At 70.7% G+C, this 20,581-nt stretch carries 20 protein-coding genes; 17 read left to right on the plus strand and 3 right to left on the minus strand.

The features are described from left to right. The first annotated feature begins 87 nt into the window (after nt 1-87). The 13 genes from thrS to ABIC52_RS09630 all read left to right on the plus strand — a co-directional run bounded on the left by thrS (nt 88) and on the right by ABIC52_RS09630 (nt 13,583). Complete coding sequence (gene thrS / locus ABIC52_RS09570; protein ID WP_126891611.1) at nt 88-2,076, plus strand: threonine--tRNA ligase; 1,989 nt, start codon at nt 88-90, stop codon at nt 2,074-2,076. After that, a complete protein-coding gene (locus ABIC52_RS09575) occupies nt 2,076-2,702 on the plus strand; it encodes an HIT family protein (RefSeq protein WP_126891605.1) in 627 nt (208 codons plus the stop codon). The genes thrS and ABIC52_RS09575 overlap by 1 nt, the downstream gene beginning before the upstream one ends. 12 nt (nt 2,703-2,714) lie before the next feature. Then, the gene (pdxS, locus tag ABIC52_RS09580) at nt 2,715-3,635 is read left to right on the plus strand and encodes a pyridoxal 5'-phosphate synthase lyase subunit PdxS (protein ID WP_126891606.1); all 921 of its coding nucleotides are present in this window, start codon (nt 2,715-2,717) and stop codon (nt 3,633-3,635) included. Further along, nucleotides 3,632-4,225: a pyridoxal 5'-phosphate synthase glutaminase subunit PdxT gene (gene pdxT, locus ABIC52_RS09585; protein WP_126891607.1), complete on the plus strand. Its 594-nt coding sequence runs from the start codon at nt 3,632-3,634 to the stop codon at nt 4,223-4,225. The genes pdxS and pdxT overlap by 4 nt, the downstream gene beginning before the upstream one ends. Nucleotides 4,226-4,322: 97 nt before the next feature. Continuing rightward, nucleotides 4,323-5,087, plus strand: coding sequence for a YebC/PmpR family DNA-binding transcriptional regulator (locus tag ABIC52_RS09590; protein ID WP_126891608.1), 765 nt, complete (start codon nt 4,323-4,325; stop codon nt 5,085-5,087). A 4-nt stretch (nt 5,088-5,091) separates the two neighbouring features. Continuing rightward, nucleotides 5,092-5,757, plus strand: coding sequence for a crossover junction endodeoxyribonuclease RuvC (gene ruvC / locus ABIC52_RS09595; protein WP_354027192.1), 666 nt, complete (start codon nt 5,092-5,094; stop codon nt 5,755-5,757). A 10-nt stretch (nt 5,758-5,767) separates the two neighbouring features. Next, on the plus strand, nt 5,768-6,388 hold the full coding sequence (gene ruvA, locus ABIC52_RS09600; protein ID WP_209823637.1) for a Holliday junction branch migration protein RuvA: 621 nt from the start codon (nt 5,768-5,770) through the stop codon (nt 6,386-6,388). Beyond that, entirely contained in the window at nt 6,385-7,413 is a 1,029-nt protein-coding gene (gene ruvB, locus ABIC52_RS09605; RefSeq protein WP_354027193.1) for a Holliday junction branch migration DNA helicase RuvB, read from the plus strand. Before ruvA ends, ruvB begins: the two co-directional genes overlap by 4 nt. A gap of 168 nt (nt 7,414-7,581) precedes the next feature. Next, nucleotides 7,582-7,977 (plus strand): preprotein translocase subunit YajC, encoded by a 396-nt coding sequence (locus tag ABIC52_RS09610; protein ID WP_126890121.1) that lies wholly within the window; start codon nt 7,582-7,584, stop codon nt 7,975-7,977. A 91-nt stretch (nt 7,978-8,068) separates the two neighbouring features. Beyond that, nucleotides 8,069-9,817: a protein translocase subunit SecD gene (gene secD, locus ABIC52_RS09615; RefSeq protein ID WP_354027194.1), complete on the plus strand. Its 1,749-nt coding sequence runs from the start codon at nt 8,069-8,071 to the stop codon at nt 9,815-9,817. Further along, a complete protein-coding gene (gene secF / locus ABIC52_RS09620; protein WP_126890119.1) occupies nt 9,817-10,821 on the plus strand; it encodes a protein translocase subunit SecF in 1,005 nt (334 codons plus the stop codon). Before secD ends, secF begins: the two co-directional genes overlap by 1 nt. Beyond that, entirely contained in the window at nt 10,821-11,183 is a 363-nt protein-coding gene (locus ABIC52_RS09625) for a rhodanese-like domain-containing protein (RefSeq protein ID WP_126890118.1), read from the plus strand. Before secF ends, ABIC52_RS09625 begins: the two co-directional genes overlap by 1 nt. A gap of 57 nt (nt 11,184-11,240) precedes the next feature. After that, a complete protein-coding gene (locus ABIC52_RS09630; RefSeq protein ID WP_354027195.1) occupies nt 11,241-13,583 on the plus strand; it encodes a RelA/SpoT family protein in 2,343 nt (780 codons plus the stop codon). Nucleotides 13,584-13,673: 90 nt separating this feature from the next. Here ABIC52_RS09630 and ABIC52_RS09635 read toward each other — a convergent pair whose 3' ends face one another. From ABIC52_RS09635 to deoC, 3 genes are all read right to left on the minus strand, one after another. Beyond that, nucleotides 13,674-14,243 (minus strand): type IV toxin-antitoxin system AbiEi family antitoxin domain-containing protein, encoded by a 570-nt coding sequence (locus ABIC52_RS09635; protein ID WP_126890117.1) that lies wholly within the window; start codon nt 14,241-14,243, stop codon nt 13,674-13,676. Between the two features lie 109 nt (nt 14,244-14,352). After that, complete coding sequence (locus ABIC52_RS09640; protein WP_209677121.1) at nt 14,353-15,312, minus strand: ROK family protein; 960 nt, start codon at nt 15,310-15,312, stop codon at nt 14,353-14,355. A gap of 156 nt (nt 15,313-15,468) precedes the next feature. Then, on the minus strand, nt 15,469-16,230 hold the full coding sequence (deoC, locus tag ABIC52_RS09645) for a deoxyribose-phosphate aldolase (protein WP_435526074.1): 762 nt from the start codon (nt 16,228-16,230) through the stop codon (nt 15,469-15,471). 42 nt (nt 16,231-16,272) lie between these two features. On the opposite strand from deoC, the gene ABIC52_RS09650 reads away from it, so the two are divergent. From ABIC52_RS09650 to ABIC52_RS09665, 4 genes are all read left to right on the plus strand, one after another. Next, nucleotides 16,273-17,805 carry an SDR family oxidoreductase gene (locus ABIC52_RS09650; protein WP_354027196.1) on the plus strand — a complete coding sequence of 511 codons (1,533 nt, stop codon included), beginning with the start codon at nt 16,273-16,275 and terminating at the stop codon, nt 17,803-17,805. Next, nucleotides 17,802-18,386 carry a GDSL-type esterase/lipase family protein gene (locus tag ABIC52_RS09655; RefSeq protein ID WP_126890114.1) on the plus strand — a complete coding sequence of 195 codons (585 nt, stop codon included), beginning with the start codon at nt 17,802-17,804 and terminating at the stop codon, nt 18,384-18,386. The genes ABIC52_RS09650 and ABIC52_RS09655 overlap by 4 nt, the downstream gene beginning before the upstream one ends. Further along, nucleotides 18,386-18,832 carry a DUF6804 family protein gene (locus ABIC52_RS09660; protein ID WP_238638037.1) on the plus strand — a complete coding sequence of 149 codons (447 nt, stop codon included), beginning with the start codon at nt 18,386-18,388 and terminating at the stop codon, nt 18,830-18,832. The genes ABIC52_RS09655 and ABIC52_RS09660 overlap by 1 nt, the downstream gene beginning before the upstream one ends. A gap of 80 nt (nt 18,833-18,912) precedes the next feature. Next, nucleotides 18,913-20,466: a stealth conserved region 3 domain-containing protein gene (locus tag ABIC52_RS09665; RefSeq protein ID WP_354027197.1), complete on the plus strand. Its 1,554-nt coding sequence runs from the start codon at nt 18,913-18,915 to the stop codon at nt 20,464-20,466. Nucleotides 20,467-20,581 lie beyond the last annotated feature (115 nt).

Here is a 20,581-nt window from a genome sequence, read left to right on the forward strand (position 1 = left end):
CGGCCGCGCACTAGTCTTGACCCACCCCTGAACCAACCGAGGAGCACCACGATCGTGACCGACGCAGTCGCACCCGAGCCCGCAGACCTGCCCCAGGCACCCGAGCCCCGCACCGCGACGACGGCCACGACGGGCACCGAGCTGTTCGACGGGGAGCGCGGCGTCGTCGCCATCCGCGTCGACGGCGTCCTCAAGGACCTCGACGCGACCGTGCAGGACGGCGAGACCGCCGAGGCCGTGACACTGCAGGAGCAGGACGGCCTCGACATCCTCCGTCACTCCGCCGCCCACGTCCTGGCGCAGGCGGTGCAGCAGATCAACCCCGACGCCGAGCTCGGCATCGGCCCGCCCGTCACGGACGGCTTCTACTACGACTTCGGCGTCGCCGAGCCCTTCACGCCCGAGGACCTCAAGGCGATCGAGAAGGGCATGGACCGGATCATCCGGCAGGCCCAGCGCTTCCGTCGCGTCGTCGTCACCGACGACGAGGCGCGCGAGCGCATGGCGGGGGAGCCCTTCAAGCAGGAGCTCATCGGCCTCAAGGGTGCAGCGGACGAGGGCGACTCCGGCGAGAGCGTCGAGGTCGGTGCCGGCGAGCTGACGGTCTACGAGAACGTCGACCCGAAGACGGGCGAGGTCGTCTGGCAGGACCTCTGCCGCGGCCCGCACGTCCCGCACACCCGCTGGATCGGCAACGCGTCGAAGCTCATGCGCGTCGCCGCGGCGTACTGGCGCGGCTCGGAGAAGAACCCGCAGCTGCAGCGCATCTACGGCACCGCGTGGCCGGACAAGGACCAGCTCAAGGCGTACCAGCTGCGCTTGGAAGAGGCGGCGAAGCGCGACCACCGCAAGCTCGGCGCCGAGCTCGACCTGTTCTCGTTCCCGGACGAGATCGGTTCGGGTCTGGCGATCTTCCACCCGAAGGGCGGCATCATCCGCCGCGAGATGGAGGACTACTCGCGCCGTCGGCACGAGCAGGAGGGCTACTCCTTCGTCTACACGCCGCACATCACCAAGGGCGACCTGTTCGAGCAGTCCGGCCACCTCGGCTGGTACAAGGACGGCATGTTCCCGGCCATGCACATGGACGAGGCACGCGACGAGGACGGCAACGTCACCCGGCAGGGGGCGGACTACTACCTCAAGCCGATGAACTGCCCGATGCACATCCTGGCGTACCGCTCGCAGGCCCGGTCCTACCGCGACCTGCCGCTGCGGATGTTCGAGTTCGGCACGGTGTACCGCAACGAGAAGTCCGGCGTGATCCACGGCCTGACCCGCGTGCGCGGCATGACCCAGGACGACGCCCACATCTTCACCACGCAGGAGAAGATGAAGGAGGAGCTGACGACGACGCTCCAGTTCGTGCTCTCGCTGCTCCGCGACTACGGCCTCGACGACTTCTACCTCGAGCTCTCCACGAAGGACCCGGAGAAGTACGTGGGCGACGACGACGTGTGGGAGGTCGCGACGAACACCCTGCGCGAGGTCGCCGAGGAGTCGGGACTCGAGCTCGTCCCGGACCCCGCAGGCGCTGCGTTCTACGGCCCGAAGATCTCGGTGCAGGCCCGCGACGCGATCGGCCGCACGTGGCAGATGTCGACCGTGCAGCTCGACTTCAACCTGCCCGAGCGCTTCGAGCTCGAGTACACCGCGCCGGACGGCTCGCGCCAGCGTCCGGTGATGATCCACCGCGCCCTGTTCGGCTCCATCGAGCGGTTCTTCGGTGTCCTCACCGAGCACTACGCCGGCGCGTTCCCGGCATGGCTGTCCCCGGTGCAGGTCGTCGCGATCCCGGTGGCGGCCGAGTACGGCGACTACCTCGACGAGGTCGTCGCGAAGCTCCGGTCGCACGGCGTCCGTGCCGAGGTCGACCACTCGGACGACCGCATGCAGAAGAAGATCCGCACGCACACCAAGGCGAAGGTGCCGTTCCAGCTCATCGCCGGTGGTGACGACCGCGACGCCGGTGCGGTCTCGTTCCGCTTCCGCGACGGTCGCCAGGACAACGGCGTGCCCGTCGACGAGGCCGTCGACCGCATCCTCACCGCGATCCGCGACCGCACGCAGGTCTGATGGGCCAGGAACAGCCGGGAGGCACACCGGACGTCCCCGGGACCGGTCACGTCGACGACGTGGTCGGTCCCGACCCACTGGTGATCCGCGACGCCGCGACCGGCGCCGCGGTTCCCGACGCCTTCCAGCGCCTGTGGAACCCGCACCGGATGGCGTACATCGACGCCGGCCGCGACGGGAAGGGCCGAGGAGACGAGGACGACTGCCCGTTCTGCGAGGCCCCGCGGAAGTGCGACGAGGACGCCCTGATCGTCGCCCGCGGCGAGCACGCCTACGTCCTGCTCAACCTGTTCCCGTACAACAACGGGCACCTGCTCGTCTGCCCCTACCGTCACGTCCCGCTGTACGACGAGGCGACCGCGGACGAGACCCGCGAGATGGCCGAGCTGACGCAGACCGCGATGCGGGTGCTGCGCGAGGTGTCGCACTGCGACGGGTTCAACATCGGGATGAACCAGGGCGAGATCGCCGGCGCCGGCGTGGCCGCGCACCTCCACCAGCACATCGTGCCGCGGTGGGCGTCGGACTCGAACTTCTTCCCGATCATCGCCCGCACGAAGTCGATGTCCCAGTTGCTCGGTGACACCCGCCGACTCGTCGCCGAAGGCTGGCCCGCCGCGGACTAGACTGTCGGCATCATGAGCGACAGCACCAGCACCTCGGACACCAACGGCACCTCGATCACCGGCTCCGACCGCGTCAAGCGCGGCCTGGCCGAGATGCTCAAGGGCGGCGTGATCATGGACGTCATCGACGCCGAGCAGGCCCGCATCGCGGAAGAGGCCGGCGCGACCGCCGTCATGGCACTCGAGCGCGTCCCCGCCGACATCCGTGCGCAGGGCGGCGTCGCCCGCATGTCCGACCCGTCGATGATCGAGGAGATCATCGCCGCGGTGTCCATCCCGGTCATGGCGAAGGCCCGCATCGGCCACTTCGTCGAGGCCCAGGTCCTGCAGGAGCTCGGCGTCGACTACATCGACGAGTCCGAGGTGCTGTCGCCCGCCGACTACGTCAACCACATCGACAAGTGGAACTTCACCACCCCCTTCGTCTGCGGTGCCACCAACCTGGGCGAGGCGCTCCGTCGCATCACCGAAGGCGCGGCGATGATCCGCTCCAAGGGCGAGGCCGGCACGGGTGACGTGTCCGAGGCGACGAAGCACATCCGCACCATCTCCAAGGAGATCGCGGCGCTGCGCCACCTCAAGGAGGACGAGCTCTACGTCGCCGCGAAGGAGCTCCAGGCGCCGTTCGACGTCGTCAAGGAGGTCGCGCAGACCGGCAAGCTCCCGGTCGTGCTCTTCACCGCCGGTGGTGTCGCGACCCCGGCCGACGCCGCGATGATGATGCAGCTGGGCGCGGACGGCGTGTTCGTCGGCTCCGGCATCTTCAAGTCGGGCGACCCGGCGAAGCGTGCCGCGGCGATCGTCAAGGCCGTCACCTTCCACGACGACCCGAAGGTCATCGCCGAGGTCTCCCGCGGGCTGGGCGAGGCCATGGTCGGCATCAACGTCGCCGACGTCCCCGCGCCGCACCGCCTCGCCGAGCGCGGCTGGTGAGCGCCCGACCCCGCATCGGGGTCCTCGCGCTGCAGGGCGACTTCCGTGAGCACATCGCCTCGCTGACGGAGCTCGGCGCCGACGTGGTGCCGCTCCGTCGGCCCGAGGAGATCGACGCGCTCGACGGCGTGGTGATCCCCGGCGGCGAATCGAGCGTCATGGACAAGCTGTCCCGGACGTTCGGCGTGGCGGAGCCGCTCGGCGCCGCGATCCGCGACGGACTGCCGGCGTACGGCACCTGCGCCGGGATGATCATGCTGTCCTCCCGGATCGCCGCGGGCATCCCGGGGCAGCAGACCCTCGACGTGCTCGACACCACCGTGCGCCGGAACGCCTTCGGCAACCAGAACGACTCCTTCGAGACCGACATCCCGATGCCGGCGCTCGGCGAGGCCCCTGTGCACGCGGTGTTCATCCGCGCGCCCGTGGTCGAGGAGCACGGGGCCGGCGTCCAGGTGCTCGGCGCCCTGGCCGACGGGCAGGTCGTCGCGGTGCAGCAGGGCAACGTCCTGGCCAGTGCGTTCCACCCCGAGGTCGCCGGTGAGGACCGCTTCCACCGCCGCTTCCTCGACCTCGTCCGCAGCGCCTGACCCGGTCACGCGGAGGACGCGACCCGCGGGGCGGCGGCGATCCGCGCCTCCCGGCCGGTAGACTGGTGCGGATCTTCCGCTAGACGCAAGGAGCACCGTGTCCGGGCATTCCAAGTGGGCAACGACCAAGCACAAGAAGGCGGTCATCGACCAGCGCCGTGCGAAGTCGTTCGCCAAGCTCATCAAGAACATCGAGGTCGCCGCGAAGATGGGCGGCGCGGACCTGTCGGGCAACCCGACGCTGGTCGACGCCGTGCAGAAGGCGAAGAAGACCTCGGTGCCGAACGACAACATCGACCGCGCGATCAAGCGCGGTGCCGGTCTGACCGGCGAGTCGATCGAGTACACGACGATCATGTACGAGGGCTACGGCCCGAACGGTGTCGCGATGCTCGTCGAGTGCCTCACGGACAACAAGAACCGTGCTGCGGCCGAGGTCCGCACGGCGATGTCCCGCAACGGCGGCACCATGGCCGACCCGGGCAGCGTCGCCTACAACTTCTCGCGCAAGGGCGTCATCTCGGTGACGAAGACCGACGGCCTCGACGAGGACACCGTCATGACGGCCGTGCTCGACGCGGGTGTCGAGGACGTCATCGACCAGGGCGGCGGCTTCGAGGTCATCACCGAGGCGAGCGACCTCGTCGCGGCGCGCACTGCCCTGCAGGACGCCGGGATCGACTACGACTCCGCCGACGCCGAGTTCGTGCCCGGCGTGAAGGTCCCCGTCGACGCCGACACGGCGCGCAAGGTCTTCAAGCTGATCGACGCGCTCGAGGACAGCGACGACGTGCAGAACGTCTACGCGAACTTCGACATCCCCGCGGACGTCCAGGCCGAGCTCGACGAGGACGAGGACTAGTCCGGTGCTCCGTGTGCTCGGGGTCGACCCCGGGCTCACCCGGTGCGGCGTCGGCGTGGTCGAGGTCGCTCCGAACCGGCGCGCACGACTCGTCCACGTGACGGTCGTGCGCACCCCGGCGGACATGGCGTTGGAGCAGCGGCTCCTGCGCATCGCCGACGGCATCGCGGCCGAGATCGACGAGCACCGCCCCGACGCGGTGGCCGTCGAACGGGTCTTCGCGCAGGCGAACGTCCGGACGGTAATGGGGACCGCGCAGGCGGCGGGACTGGCACTGCACGCCGCCGCCGCCCGCGGGCTGCCCGTCGGACTGCACACGCCGTCCGAGGTGAAGGCCGCCGTCACCGGCTACGGCAACGCCGACAAGCGGCAGGTGCAGACCATGATCGCGCGGGTGCTCGGCCTCGACGAAGCGCCGAAGCCCGCCGACGCCGCCGACGCGCTCGCGCTGGCGGTCTGCCACGCCTGGAGGCTCGGCTCACCCGACCGCGTCGGGCCCGGCCCGTCGACGCTCACCCCCGCGCAGCGTGCCTGGCGGGACGCGCAGGCCGGTACCGCGGACTCGCCGCTGGCGCGGGCCGCTGCCGCAGCATCGCGCAAGGGCCCGGGCGCCGGTGTCGGTGCCGCCGCCGCCGCGCGGCGGTCCGGCTCCGTCGGTGGGCGGCCCTAGGCTCGTGGGCATGATCGCGAGCCTCCGGGGAACCTGCATCGACGTCTCCGGATCGGCCGTGGTGGTCGAGGTCGGGGGAGTGGGGTACGCCGTCACGGTGACCCCTGCGCACGCCCTGACGATGCGCCACGGGTCCGAGGTCTTCCTGCGGACGGCGATGATCGTGCGCGAGGACGAGCACCTGCTCTTCGGGTTCGAGTCGACCGATGCGCTCCAGGTGTTCGACCTGCTCCGCAGCGTCTCGGGCGTCGGGCCGAAGTCGGCGCTCGGGGTCCTCGCCCACATGGACCCGGCACAGGTCGCGAACGCCGTCGCGAGCGAGGACGACGCGGCGTTCCGCAAGGTCTCCGGCATCGGGCCGAAGACCGCGAAGCTCATCACGGTCGCGCTGTCGGGCAAGCTCGTCGCCTTCGAGCAGGCCCCCGCGGCCGCCGCCGGAGCGCGCGCGGTCGCGCACCCGGCCACCGTCGACGTCGTGTCGGCGCTCGTCGGGCTCGGCTGGCGTGAGGACGCCGCACAGTCCGCCGTCGACGCCGTGGTGGCGAACGACCCGGGCGCCGCGGCGATGGGCACGCAGGCCCTGCTCCGCGCCGCGCTCGGCACGCTGCGTCCCGCGGGTGCCGGTCGGTGAGCGGGATCACCTCGGCGGGCGCCGAGTCGCAGGAAGAGCTGGCGTTCGAGGGGGCGCTCCGTCCGAAGTCCCTCGACGAGTTCGTCGGGCAGCGCAAGGTCCGCGGGCAGCTCGACCTGCTGCTCCGGGCCGCGGCGCTGCAGGAGCGCACGCCCGACCACATCCTGATGGCCGGTCCGCCCGGACTCGGCAAGACCACCCTCGCGATGATCGTCGCGCACGAGTCCGGCCGACCCCTGCGGATGTCGAGCGGTCCCGCGATCCAGCACGCCGGTGACCTGGCTGCGGTGCTGTCCTCCCTGGTGCCGGGCGAGGTCCTCTTCATCGACGAGATCCACCGCATGGCGCGCTCGGCGGAGGAGATGCTCTACCTGGCGATGGAGGACTTCCGGATCGACGTGATGGTCGGCAAGGGTGCGGGCGCGACGAGCATCCCGCTCGACCTCGCACCGTTCACCCTGGTCGGGGCGACCACCCGCGCCGGCCTGCTGCCGAACCCGCTGCGCGACCGCTTCGGCTTCACGGCGCACCTCGAGTTCTACGAGAAGGACGAGCTCGAGCAGGTGCTGATCCGCGCCGCACACCTGCTGGACCTGCAGATCGACCGGACGGCCCTGCGCGAGATCGCCGGGCGGTCCCGGGGTACCCCGCGCATCGCGAACCGCCTGCTCCGCCGGGTCCGCGACTACGCGCTCGTGCACCGCACGTCGGACGGCATGGCCGCGGTGCAGGGAGCGCTCGACCTGTACGACGTCGACGAGCTCGGTCTCGACCGGCTCGACCGCGCCGTGGTCGAGACGATGCTCACGCGGTTCGACGGCGGCCCCGTCGGGCTGAACACCCTCGCGGTGTCGGTGGGCGAGGAGTCCGAGACCATCGAGTCGGTCGTGGAGCCGTTCCTGGTCCGCGTGGGACTGGTGACCCGGACACCCCGGGGGCGCATCTCGACGCCGCAGGCCTGGCGGCACTTCGGCATCACCCCGGGGGAGGGCGTCGGCGGGCAGCCCGGGCTGTTCGACGACTGATCTCGTATACGGTATTCTGGGCGGCGTCGTCCGGGTGCCCCGGCCCGTCTGCACACACTCAGGCGGCTGCCCGATCGCGGGCACGCCCGTGCCCTAGACTGCTACGGCCCGAAGCCGAGCAACGACCGCTCCGGCTGGATCCGAGCAACCAGAGAAGGCAACGCCCCCATGGACCAATCACTCTTCCTCATCGTCATCATCGTCGCGTTCGCCGCCTTCATGTTCTACAGCAGCCGCAAGCGCAAGAAGCAGCAGGCGGACCTGCAGACGAAGATGGTCCCGGGCGCCCGCGTCATGCTGTCCTTCGGCCTGTACGGCACGCTGCTCTCGGTGGACGACGAGAAGGTCACGGCTGACGTCGAGATCGCCCCGGGCACGGTCGTCACGGTCCACCGCCAGACGCTCTCGCGCGTCGTCGACGACAACGCATCCGACGTCGAGACCACCGTGGTGCCCGAGGACGACGCCGTGGCGCCGAAGCCGGTCGCCGAGCTCAACGGTGAGCCGGTCTACGGCGAGCGTGTCGACGAGACCGACCCGAACAAGCGCAAGACCGAAGACTGACGCCCTCGGTCGCCGGGTCCACCGACCCGGCGACCACACACCGCCGCCGGCCCAGACGCCGTCGGTCCTGAACAGAGAGACGAGACGACCGGTGGCACGATCGACACCCGTCAAGAAGGCGCTGCGTTCGCTCACCTGGTTGGTGATCATCATGGCGGCCCTCGCTGGCCTGAACACCGCTGCGTCGGTGCTCGCGGCCAACAGCAAGGACGACACGAACGAGTGGTTCGCCGGCGCGAGTTGGGTGCCCGAACTGGCGCTCGACCTGCAGGGCGGCACGCAGCTGACCCTCGCCGCGCAGAACACCGAGGGCGGGTCCGTCACCTCGCAGCAGTTGAGCCAGGCGGTCAACATCATCCGTCAGCGCATCAACGCCACGGGTGTCTCCGAGTCGCAGATCAACACGCAGGGCACGAACAACATCGTCGTGTCCATCCCCGGCAAGCCGGACAAGGCGACGATCGACCGGATCGAGGCAGCGGCGAAGCTGACCTTCCGTCCGGTGCTCTACACCGAGGCGGCGACGAACACCGCGGTCGGCGGCGACGGGAAGACCGCATCGCCGACGCCGTACTCACCGCCGGCATCGCTCGACGCGACCCCGAGCACGAAGCCGACCAACGGCAGCGACCTGTCCCAGGTCACGCCGGCGCTGCAGGACCTGTACACGAACTACAACTGCGCGGCCCCGGACGACGTCACGACGGCGCCCGACGACGAGCCGCTCGTCACCTGTGACCAGGACGGCGCCGCCAAGTACATCCTCGGTCCCGTCGAGGTCTCCGGTGCGGGCATCAGCAACGCGACCTCGGGCCTCGCCACCGACTCCCAGGGTGCGACCACCGGGCAGTGGGCCGTCAACCTGACGTTCTCGGGCAAGAGCTCGGACGACTTCCGCGACGTCACGAGCCGCCTCGTCAAGCTCCCTTCGCCGCAGAACCAGTTCGCGATCGTGCTCGACGGCACCGTCATCACGGCACCCGCCTCGAACGCGGCGATCACGAACGGCAAGGCGCAGATCACCGGCAACTTCACCGCCGAGTCGTCGAAGACCCTGGCCGACCAGCTGAAGTACGGTGCCCTGCCGATCAACTTCCAGGTGCAGTCGAACGAGAACATCTCGGCCACGCTCGGCACCGCGCAGCTCGTCGGCGGGCTCGTCGCCGGCCTGATCGGTCTGATCCTGGTCGTGATCTACTCGATCATCCAGTACCGGGCGCTGGCCTTCGTGACCGTGCTGTCGCTCGGTGTCGCGGCGGTCCTGACCTACCTGGTGATCGCGATCATGTCGTGGCGCGTCGACTACCGTCTGTCGCTCGCGGGTGTGGCCGGTCTCATCGTGGCCATCGGCATCACGGCGGACTCGTTCATCGTGTACTTCGAGCGCATCCGCGACGAACTCCGCGACGGCCGCGGGCTCGAGAGCGCCGTGGAGTCCGGTTGGAAGCGTGCCCTCCGCACGATCCTGGCGTCCGACTCGATCAACTTCCTCGCCGCGGTCGTGCTGTACGTCCTGGCCGTGAGCGACGTGAAGGGCTTCGCGTTCACGCTGCTGCTCACGACCCTGATCGACGTGGTCGTCGTGGTGCTGTTCACCCACCCGATGATGCAGCTCATCGCCCGGAGCCGGTTCTTCGGCGAGGGGCACAAGTTCAGCGGACTCGACCCGTCCGCCCTCGGCGCCGTCTACCGCGGCCGGGCGCAGTTCCGTGCGCCGGTCGTGGACGGCAAGCGCCAGCGCAGTGCGGGCGAGGCCCAGCGCCGCCAGACGATCGCAGAGCGGAAGGCCCAGCGGGCCTCCGGCGACAACGGCTCCACGCCGGACGGGAAGGACGACTGATGGCCAGCTTCAGCCAGTTCGGCAGCGACCTCTACACCGGGAAGCGCTCCTACGACATCGTCGGGCGGCGCAAGACCTGGTACCTCATCGCACTGATCGCGATCGTCGTGTCGCTCGCGGTGCCGTGGCTCCGTGGCGGCTACCACCTCGGCATCGAGTTCACCGGCGGCTCCGAGTTCACGATCTCGAACGCGAAGGACCTCGACCAGTCGATCGCCACCCGAACGGTGGAGTCGATCGTCCCCGAGGGGATCCCGCGCGTCTCCCAGGTCGGCCAGGACGGCATCCGCGTCCAGACCGAGCAGTTGACCGACCGTGAGACCAGCGAGGTGCAGGACGCCCTGGCGAAGGCGTACGGCGTGTCCGACGACCAGGTCGCCTCGACGTACATCGGCGCCACCTGGGGCGCGGACGTGCTCGCGCAGGCGATCCGCGGTCTGGTCATCTTCCTCGCGCTGGCGGCCGTCGTGATGGCCGTCTACTTCCGCACGTGGAAGATGTCGGTGTCGGCCATGGTCGCGCTGCTGCACGACCTGCTCATCACCGCCGGCGTCTACGGCATCGTCGGGCTCGAGGTCACCCCCGCCGCCGTCATCGGCTTCCTGACGATCCTCGGCTACTCGCTGTACGACACCGTCGTGGTGTTCGACAAGGTCCGCGAGAACACGTCGCAGGAGTCGCACCGCACCTTCGTGCAGTCGGTCAACCTCGCGGTCAACCAGACGCTGGTGCGCTCGATCAACACGTCGGTCGTGGCGCTCCTGCCCGTCGCCGCGATCCTCTTCATCGGGTCGTACGTGCTCGGCGCCGGCACGCTGCGGGACATCTCGCTCGCGCTCTTCATCGGCATCATCGTCGGCACCTACTCGACGATCTTCATCGCGTCGCCGATGTACGCGCACCTGCGTGAGAACGAGCCGAAGGTCAAGGAGGCCGACGCCAAGAAGACGCGTGCGGCCGAGAAGCGTCAGCGCGAGGTCGACGCCGCTGCCGAGGTCGCCTGATGGCGGTCGAGGTGCACGACGTCGACGTGGCCGAGGCCCGACGTCGTCTCGACGCGGGCGCCCGCCTGTTCGACGTCCGCGAGCAGGGGGAGTGGGACGAGGTGCACGCCCCGGAGGCCACGCTCGTCCCGATGTCCGACCTCGTCGCCCGCTGGCAGGAGATCGACGGCGGCGACCAGCCCGCCATCGTCGTCTGCCACTCCGGCGCCCGGTCGGCGCGGGTCGTCGCCGCCCTCGAGCAGTCGGGCGTGCCGGCGGTGAACCTGACCGGCGGCATGGTGGCGTGGGAACAGTCCGGGCAGCCGGTCGTGCGCGCGGGAGCGTCGGACGACGCCCAGGGCGAACCGCGTCACGAGCACTGACGGGACGCGCGTAGTCTTGCCAGACCGTACCCGGACACCGGTCGCAGGAGGCGCATCATGACGGACACCCGTGAGTCCTCGTCCCAGGGTGCGTCCACGCCCGGCGCGAGCCGTCCCGGTTCCGCACCACGGCCCTCCAGCCCGCTGAACGCGACGACCACCGGCAACCTCGGATCCCTGCGGTCGCTGCTGCCCCGGCTGTTCTCGCGGGCGCAGCCCGCGGGGGCGGTCGACACACTGATCCGGACCGTCCGGTCACACCACCCGAAGGCCGACGTGACGCTCATCGAGCGGGCGTACACCGTCGCCGAGCGGGCGCACGACGGGCAGAAGCGCAAGTCCGGCGAGCCCTACATCACCCACCCGGTCGCGGTCGCGCAGATCCTCGCCGACCTGGGGATCGGCACGATCACGATCGCCGCGGCCCTCCTGCACGACACGGTCGAGGACACCGACTACCAGCTCGACCAGCTCCGGTCGGACTTCGGTGACGAGATTGCCATGCTCGTCGACGGCGTCACCAAGCTGGACAAGGTCAAGTACGGCGACAGCGCGCAGGCCGAGACCGTCCGCAAGATGGTCATCGCGATGTCGAAGGACATCCGCGTGCTCGTCATCAAGCTCGCCGACCGCCTGCACAACGCTCGGACGTGGGGCTTCGTGGAGTCCGCCTCGGCGACCCGCAAGGCCAAGGAGACGCTCGAGATCTACGCGCCGCTGGCGCACCGCCTCGGCATCCAGATGATCAAGCTGGAGCTCGAGGACCTGTCGTTCGCGGTCCTGCACCCGAAGCTCTACGTCGAGATCGACAGCCTGGTCAAGGAACGGCAGCCGAAGCGCGAGCAGTTCGTGCAGAACGTCATCGGCACGCTCAAGAAGGACCTGAAGGCCGCGAAGGTGCGCGGCGAGGTCATGGGCCGGCCGAAGCAGTACTACTCGATCTACCAGAAGATGATCGTGCGCGGTCGAGAGTTCGACGAGATCTACGACCTGGTCGGCATCCGCGTCCTCGTGCCGACCGTCCGCGACTGCTACGCGATGCTCGGGTCCGTGCACGCGCGGTGGACCCCGCTGCCCGGGCGCTTCAAGGACTACATCGCGACGCCGAAGTTCAACCTGTACCAGTCCCTGCACACGACCGTGCTCGGGCCGCAGGGCCGTGCCGTGGAGATCCAGATCCGCACGCACGAGATGCACCAGCGCGCCGAGTTCGGTGTCGCGGCGCACTGGAAGTACAAGCAGCGTGCGCAGGGTCGGGACGTCGACGCCTCGTCGACCACCGACGACCAGGACATGGCGTGGCTCGCCCACATCACCGACTGGCAGGCCGAGACGAGCGACCCGGGCGAGTTCCTCGACTCGTTGCGGTACGAGATCGGCGCGAAGGAGACCTACGTCTTCACCCCGCAGGGCAAGGTCATCGGCCTGCCCGCCGGTGCCACGCCGGTGGACTTCGCCTACGCGGTGCACACCGAGATCGGGCACCGCACGATGGGTGCCAAGGTGAACGGGCGGCTCGTCCCGCTCGAGAGCTCCCTGTCGAGCGGCGACGTCGTCGAGATCTTCACGTCGAAGAACCCCGACTCCGGGCCGAGCCAGGACTGGCTGACCTTCGTGCGGAGCCCCAGGGCCCGCAACAAGATCAAGCAGTGGTTCACGAAGGAGCGCCGCGAGGAAGCGATCGAGCAGGGCCGCGACGCGATCGCGCGTGCGATGCGCAAGCAGAACCTGCCGCTGCAGCGCATCATGAGCCAGGACTCCATCGCCGAGGTCGCGTCGTCGATGCGGTACGACGACGTCTCCGCGCTCTACGCGGCGGTGGGCGAGGGCCACGTGTCCACCCAGTCCGTCATCGAGAAGGTGCTCGGCAACGTCCAGGCCGAGACCGAGACGGACGAGCCCGAGCTGGCCTTCCCGCGCCAGGTCACGAGCCGCCAGCTCCGGAACAGCGACAGCGGCGTGCTCGTCCGCGGCGCGCCCGACATCCTGGTGAAGCTCGCCAAGTGCTGCACCCCGGTGCCCGGCGACCAGATCGTGGGCTTCATCACGCGCGGTCAGGGCGTCTCGGTGCACCAGGCGTCCTGCACGAACGTGAAGTCGCTGATGAACGAGCCGGACCGGATGATCGAGGTCGAGTGGGCCCCGTCGTCGAAGTCGGTGTTCCTCGTGCAGATCCAGATCGAGGCGCTCGACCGTTCCGGGCTGCTCAGCGACGTCACCCGGGTGCTGACCGACCACCACGTGAACATCCTGTCCGCGACGGTGTCGACCTCGTCGGACCGACTGGCGCTCAGCCGCTTCGTGTTCGAGATGGGCGACACGACGCACCTCGACCGCGTGCTGAACGCCGTGCGGCGGATCGACGCCGTGTACGACGTGTACCGCGTCAGCGCGGGCTGACCGCGGTCGACGTCGGTCGCGTCAGCGCGGGCTGACCGCGGTCGACGTCGGTCGCGTCAGCTCGGGCCGACCCGGTCGACCCCGCTCACCTCAGCGCTGAGCGTCGCCGGGCGGTGTCCACCCGGCCGTCGCGCGGTCGAGCCGACGCGCCGCCTGCCGCACCATGGGGATCGTCCCGAGCGCGTCGAGGCGGCGGGTGATGTCGTCCGCCCGGACCGCGCCGATCGCCACGAGGCCGCGCAGGGCGTCCCGTGCGGTCACGTCGAACGTGTCGGGCGCGCGGAGCAGGTCGACGGCCGTGCGCTCCGGCGAGGTCACCCGGACCGACCCGAGCCGCACCGTGTCCGCGGCGGGGAGTCGCACCTCGCGGAGCCGCACGTCGGGGTCGACCCGGACGCGGACGGTCGGCGGCACGCTCACCTCGACCGGCGACGGTGGACGCGACGTGGCGCCCCAGATCCACGCGGCGGACCGGCCGCTCGCCACCAGTCGTCCGTCGGGCACACGCCACGCGTGCGCGGCGGCGCGGAGTGCCGGCGTCTGCGGTTCTGCGGGGGAGGCCCAGCACCACCCGACCGCGACGAGCTCGCCGGCCAGCACGGCGGCGCGGAGTTCCGCCTCCGGCCAGTCGTCGCTGGTCAGCAGGCGGGGCGTCGGCACCCGCTCATCCTGCCGGACGGACGTCGGTCACGGCCCGGCCTGTGGAGAGCACCGTGCGACGACGCAGCGCTCGGTGGTCCAGTGCCGGACGCGTACGGCGCCCGAGGGTTCAGCGCAGCACGTCGGCGCGGTGCACCAGCGCCGCGGCCCCGATGAGCGGTCCATCCTGGGACAGTCCGGTCGGCACGATCCGGACCTTCGTCACGAAGCCGAACTCGACCCGCTCGGCCACCGCCTCGCGCGCGTACTCGAACAGGTCCGGGGTGACGTGCGAGAAGCCGCCGCCGATCGCCACCACCTCGAGGTCGACCAGGCTCGTCGCCGCGGCGATGGCCTGTCCCAGTGCGCGCCCGCTCCGCCGGACCGCGGCGACCGCGATCTCGTCCCCGGCAGCGTAGGCGGCGGAGAGCTCCTCGCCGGTGGTCCCGGCGAACCCCTGCCGCTGCGCCCAGGCGACGGTCTTCGGCCCGCTGGCGATCGCCTCGAGGCATCCGGTCCCGCCGCACGCGCACGGGTCGTCGAACCCGCCGCACTCGACGTGGCCGATGTGGCCGGCGTTGCCGGTCGGCCCGCTCACGGTGCGGCCGTGCAGGATCAGCCCGCCACCGACACCGGTGGAGACGATCATGCCCATGACGTGGTCCGACCCCTGCGCCGCCCCGACCCAGTGCTCGGCCAGGGTGATCGCGAGGCCGTCCATCCGCAGCGTCACCGGGACGCCCTCGGGGACGAGGGCTGCGACGCGGTCACGGAGCGGCCAACCGCGCCACACCGGCATGTTCAAGGGGGAGACGAGGCCGTGCTCCTCGTCGACGGGGCCGGCAGCACCGACACCGACGCCGACGAGCTGCGCGTCGGTCGGCAGCGTTGCGAGGGTCGCCGTCACGACCTGGTCGACGGCCGCCTGCAGTTCGGCAGCACTCCGCTGCGGTCCGGTCGGCTGCCGGTGCCGGGTCCCCGGCAGGACGACGCCGCGGTCGGTGACGAGGGCCGCCTCGACCTTGGTGCCGCCGAGATCGACGGCCAGTGCGAGCGCGGACGAGGGGGACTGGGCTGCGGTGCTGGACATGCGCGCTCCGATGCGGCGGTCTGGAGGCTCGGCTCACCGTGGCGACGCGACCTCGCGTCGGTGCGAGCCGGCCCGGGCGGTGTGGTCGGGTCGGGTGGTGCCGGACCGGCCGCGGCCGGTCCGGGTGGGGCCGCCCGCGAGCGGGCGGCCGGGCCGTCAGTACGAGGAGGTGTCGTCCCCGAGTGCGGACGCGGCGCCGGTCGTGGCGCGGTGCGCGACCTCGTCGAGGATGCGCGCCGAGGCACTCGTACCGATCCGGTCGACGCCGGCCTCGACCATCTCGAGCAGGGTGTCCAGTCCGCGGACGCCTCCGGAGGCCTTGACGCCCGTGTCGGGCCCGACCGTCTCGCGCATCAGGCGGATGTGCTCGGCCGTGGCGCCCCCGCCCGCGAACCCCGTGGACGTCTTGACGAAGGCGGCGCCGGCACGCTGTGCGGCCCGCGATGCGGCGACGATCTCGTCGTCGGTGAGGAACGCCGTCTCGAGGATGACCTTGACGACGGTGTCTCCGGCGGCGTCGACGACCGCGCGGACGTCCTGCTCGACACGCTCCCAGTCGCCGGACCGCGCTGCGCCGATGTTCTGCACCATGTCGAGCTCGAAGGCGCCGTCGGCCAGGGCCTGCAGCGACTCGGCGACCTTGGCGGCGGTGGTGGTGGTGCCGTGCGGGAACCCGATCACGGTGCCGACGCCGACGCCGGTGCCCTGCAGCCGCTCCACGGCGTGCGCGACGTCGCTCGGCCGGACGCAGACGCTGAAGACCCGGTGGGCGGCGGCCTCGTCGAGCTGGACGTCGACGTCGGCGCGGGTGAGCTCGGGCTTGAGGATCGCGTGGTCTATCAGAGCGCGCACGGCGTCGGCGCCGAGTTCGTGCTGGTCGGCCCGGTCCTGGTGTGCGGGGGTCGCTGCGTTGTCCACCCGGAAAGCCTACCCGGAGGCGACGCGCGTACCGTGCCCTCCATGCAGGTCCTCGTCACCGGTGCGACCGGGTACATCGGCGGTCGTCTCGTCCCCCGCCTCCTCGAGGCCGGACACGACGTCCGCGTCTTCGTCCGCACGCCCCGGAAGCTCCAGGACGTGCCCTGGCACGACGACGTCGAGGTCGCTGCGGGCGACCTGCAGGACGCCGATGCGGTGCGTTCCGCCGTCCAGGGCATCGAGGCCGTCTACTACCTCGCGCACGCCATGGGTGCGGACGGGGACTTCGAGCAGGCCGAACGGGACGCCGTCGAGACGATGGCGCGCGAGGCCCGCGATGCGGAGGTCCGCCGGTTCGTGTACCTGGGCGGACTGCACCCGGACGGCGAGCTGTCGAAGCACCTCCGGAGCCGGAAGGAGGTCGGGGACGTGCTCCTCGCCTCCGGCGTCCCGACCATCGCCTACCAGGCGGGCGTCGTCATCGGGTCGGGGAGCACCTCGTTCGAGATGATCCGGCACGTGACCGACGTGCTGCCGTGGATGCCCGCGCCCCGGTGGGTCCGCAACCGCATCCAGCCGATCGCCGTCCGTGACGTCCTGTACTACCTGGTCGCGGCGCTCGACATCCCCGCCGACGTCAACCGGACGTTCGACATCGGCGGGCCGGACGTGCTCAAGTACGGGCAGATGCTGAACGGCTACGCGGTCGAGGCGAAGCTGCCGCAGCGGCGCTTCACCGTGCTGCCCGTGCTCACCCCGGGGCTCTCCGCGCACTGGTTCAACATCGTGACGCCGATCCCGAAGAAGCTCGCGACGCCGATCATCGAGTCGCTCCAGTTCGAGTGCGTGCAGCGCGAGCACGACATCGACGAGGTCGTCCCGCGTCCGGAGGGCGGACTCACCTCGTACCGACGGGCCGTGCGACTGGCCCTGACGAAGATGCGGAAGGGTGAGGTGCAGACGAGCTGGCGGAGCGCGACGCTCTCGTCGACCCCGGCCGACCCGCTGCCGAGCGACCCGGAGTGGGCCGGACACACCGTCTACGTCGACGACCGGAAGCGCCACTCGAACGCCAGCGCCGAGGACGTCTGGAGCGTCGTCGAGTCGATCGGCGGCGAGAACGGCTGGTACTCGTTCCCCCTGGCCTGGGTCGCCCGCGGATGGATGGACAAGGTCGCCGGCGGGGTCGGACTCAACCGGGGCAGGCGCGACCCGCACCGCCTCGAGCAGGGCGACGCGCTCGACTGGTGGCGCGTGGAGCGGCTGGAGCGCGGGCGCTACCTGCGGCTCCGCGCCGAGTTCAAGTCGCCCGGACGCGCCTGGCTCGAGATGCGGGTGACCCCGAGCGACGACGGCGGCAGCGACTACCACCAGCGGGCTATCTACTTCCCGCAGGGGCTCCCCGGACGCCTGTACTGGTACGGCATCCTGCCGTTCCACGGGATCATCTTCCCGGGCATGGTCGAACGCATCACGGCGGCGGCGGAGCGCGAGTCGCAGCACACGGAGTCGACGGGGCGGAACTGGACCCAGCAGAATGGGCCGCAGGAACCGGTACACGAGGAGGCAGCATGACCACCGAACACCCCACCGTCCTGTTCCTGGGCGACAGCATCACCGAGCAGGGGTCCTGGGACCAGTGGCTCCCCGGAGAGCGCACGAGCAACCAGGGCGTCGGCGGTGACACCACCGACGGCGTGCTCACCCGGCTCGACGCCGTGATCGCCGAGCAGCCCGAGGTCATCGTGCTCCTGATCGGGACGAACGACTTCGGCAACCACCGGTCGAGCGTCGAGCACGTCGTCCGCGGCGTCGAGTCGATCCTCGTCACGCTGCGCCGCGAGCTCCCGGGCGTCCGCCTGCTGCTCGTGTCGATCCTGCCGCGCCAGTCCGACTGGTGCGCGAAGATCGAGGAGGCGAACCGGCACCTCCGCCAGTTCGTCGCGACCTGCCACGCGCAGTACCTCGACCTCTGGCCCGCGCTGGCCGAGGACGACCACCTGGCCGAGCGGTTCACCGAGGACGGCCTGCACCTCAACGCCGACGGCTACCGCGCGGTGGTCGACGAACTCCAGCCGGCGCTCGAGCGCGTGCGCGGCCTCCCGCCGATGTCCCGTCCGATCCAGGCGATCGACCTCGAGGAGGCCGGCGCCTGATGGCACGGAAGGGTCGGTCCCCGGCAGGATCGTCGCTGCAGGGGGTCCCCTCGGGGCGTCAGGACGAGCGCCGTCCGCAGGGCGCGCGACCGGACGCCGACGGCACACCGCCCTTCACCCGCCCCGCCCTGGCCCCCGGGCTGCTCGCTGCCGTCGTGCTCATCGCGTTCGTGGCCGTCATCGACTCCTCGGGCTTCGTGTTCGTCCGGTGGGGCGTGACGGTGCTCGCGCTCATCGTCCTCGTCTTCGCGTTCCGCGGCCGCGCCTGGTGGGCGGTCGCCCTCACCGCGGCGATCGCGGTGTGCTGGAACCCGGTGGTGGTCGTGCCGATCCCTGGTCAGGTGTGGGCGGGTCTGCAACTCGTGGCGGCCGCGGCGTTCATCGTCGTCGGGATCACCGTCAAGGTGCCGCGCGGGGCGGACGCAGGGCGCGCCTCCCGTCCGTGACCGCGCGGCGCTCGTCCGCCGGACGGTAGGATCGCAGGAGCCGGGCACGGGGCCCGGCTGACGTGATGCGAAGGGCATGGATGAGCCACGAGACCGAGCCGGCGACCGAGAGTCCTCTGCTGAACCCTCGACCGTCCTCCGGCGGTCTCGACCGACCTGACGTCGTCGTCCGCAAGGGACGCCTGACCCTGGTCAACGGGCACCTGACGCCCCAGCAGTCGATGATCGAGGACCTGTTGTTCCTCGACGACGCGCTCACCGCCGGTGACGTCGACCACCTGCTCATCCGCGGCAACGACCGACGGCCGGTCATCGCCGTCGACGAACGCGACCGGCAGCGCGCCGAGAGCGCGATCATGGCAGCCGCCGCCAACGAGCCGTTCTACGCCAAGCCGCCGGGACAGCCCGCCGTGCTCGTCCTCGACGACGGCCTCGGATCGGTCGACGAACCGGTGCTGCGGGTCTTCCGACCGCGGCTCGAACCCATGGGTCGGCTCCGCTACGGCGCCGAGACGAGCGTCCAACTCGAGTTCTGGCGTGTCACCGACACCGAGGTGCTCGCGCCCGTCGAGAACGCCCTGATGCGGCGCAGCCTGCCGGTCGACGAGTTCGTGCTCGTCGACATCGAGCGCTACGGCCGCACCTGGCGCACGGTGGAGCACATGTTCGACGACCACGTGTCGGACATCCGCTTCCCGATCGACATCGTCTTCTCGTGGGTCGACGGCAACGCGATCGAGTACCAGCGTGCCCGCCAGGCAGCGCAGGCGAACGCGGTGCTGGGGGAGGGCGACGACGCCCCCGCGCGGTTCCGGCAGATCGACGAGCTGAAGTACGCCCTGCGCTCGGTGCACACCTTCGCGCCGTGGATCCGGCAGATCTACATCGCCACCGACTCGCCGGCACCCGCCTGGCTCGCGGACCACCCCAAGGTGCGGATCGTCCGGAGCGAGGAGTTCTTCGCGGACCCCTCGGTGCTCCCGACCCACAACTCGCAGGCCGTCGAGTCGCAGCTGCACCACATCCCGGGCATCAGCGAGCACTTCATCTACTCGAACGACGACATGTTCTTCGGGCGGATGGTCGAGCCGTCGGTGTTCTTCAGCCCGGGCTCGGTGTCGAAGTTCATCCTCGCGACGACCCGCATCGGGCTCGGGTCGAACAACCCGGCCCGCAGCGGGTTCGAGAACTCCGCGCGCGTGAACCGTCAGCTGCTGCAGCAGCGGTTCGGCGCGGTGACCACGCGGCACCTCGAGCACGCGCCCACGCCGCTCCGCGCCTCGATCCTGACCGAGATGGAGCACGAGTTCGCGGCGGAGTTCCGCGCGACCGCCGCCTCACGGTTCCGTGCGGCGGACAACATCTCGGTGACGAACTCGCTGTACCACTACTACGCCCTGCTCACCGGCCGCGCGATCGTGCAGGAGAACGCTCCGGTCCGGTACATCGACACGACGATGCAGTCCGGGTTGAAGGCGCTGGAGGACCTGCTCAAGAAGCGGAACGTCGACTTCTTCTGCCTGAACGACGGGAGCTTCCCGGAGGTCTCGGACGAGGAGCGCACCCGTCGGGTGACGGACTTCCTCGAGAAGTACTTCCCGTTCCCGGCGCCGTGGGAGCAGGACGCGCAGTAGGGCTGCGGCGGGCCGTTCGGGCCTCGTGGCGTCCGGGCGCGACCGGTCCGCGGCACTGAGCGGGCACGATCTGTCCCGCTCGACGGCGACGAGCGACGGATCCCACCCGGACGCC

Source organism: Curtobacterium oceanosedimentum, assembly GCF_040545555.1.
Classification (GTDB): domain Bacteria; phylum Actinomycetota; class Actinomycetes; order Actinomycetales; family Microbacteriaceae; genus Curtobacterium.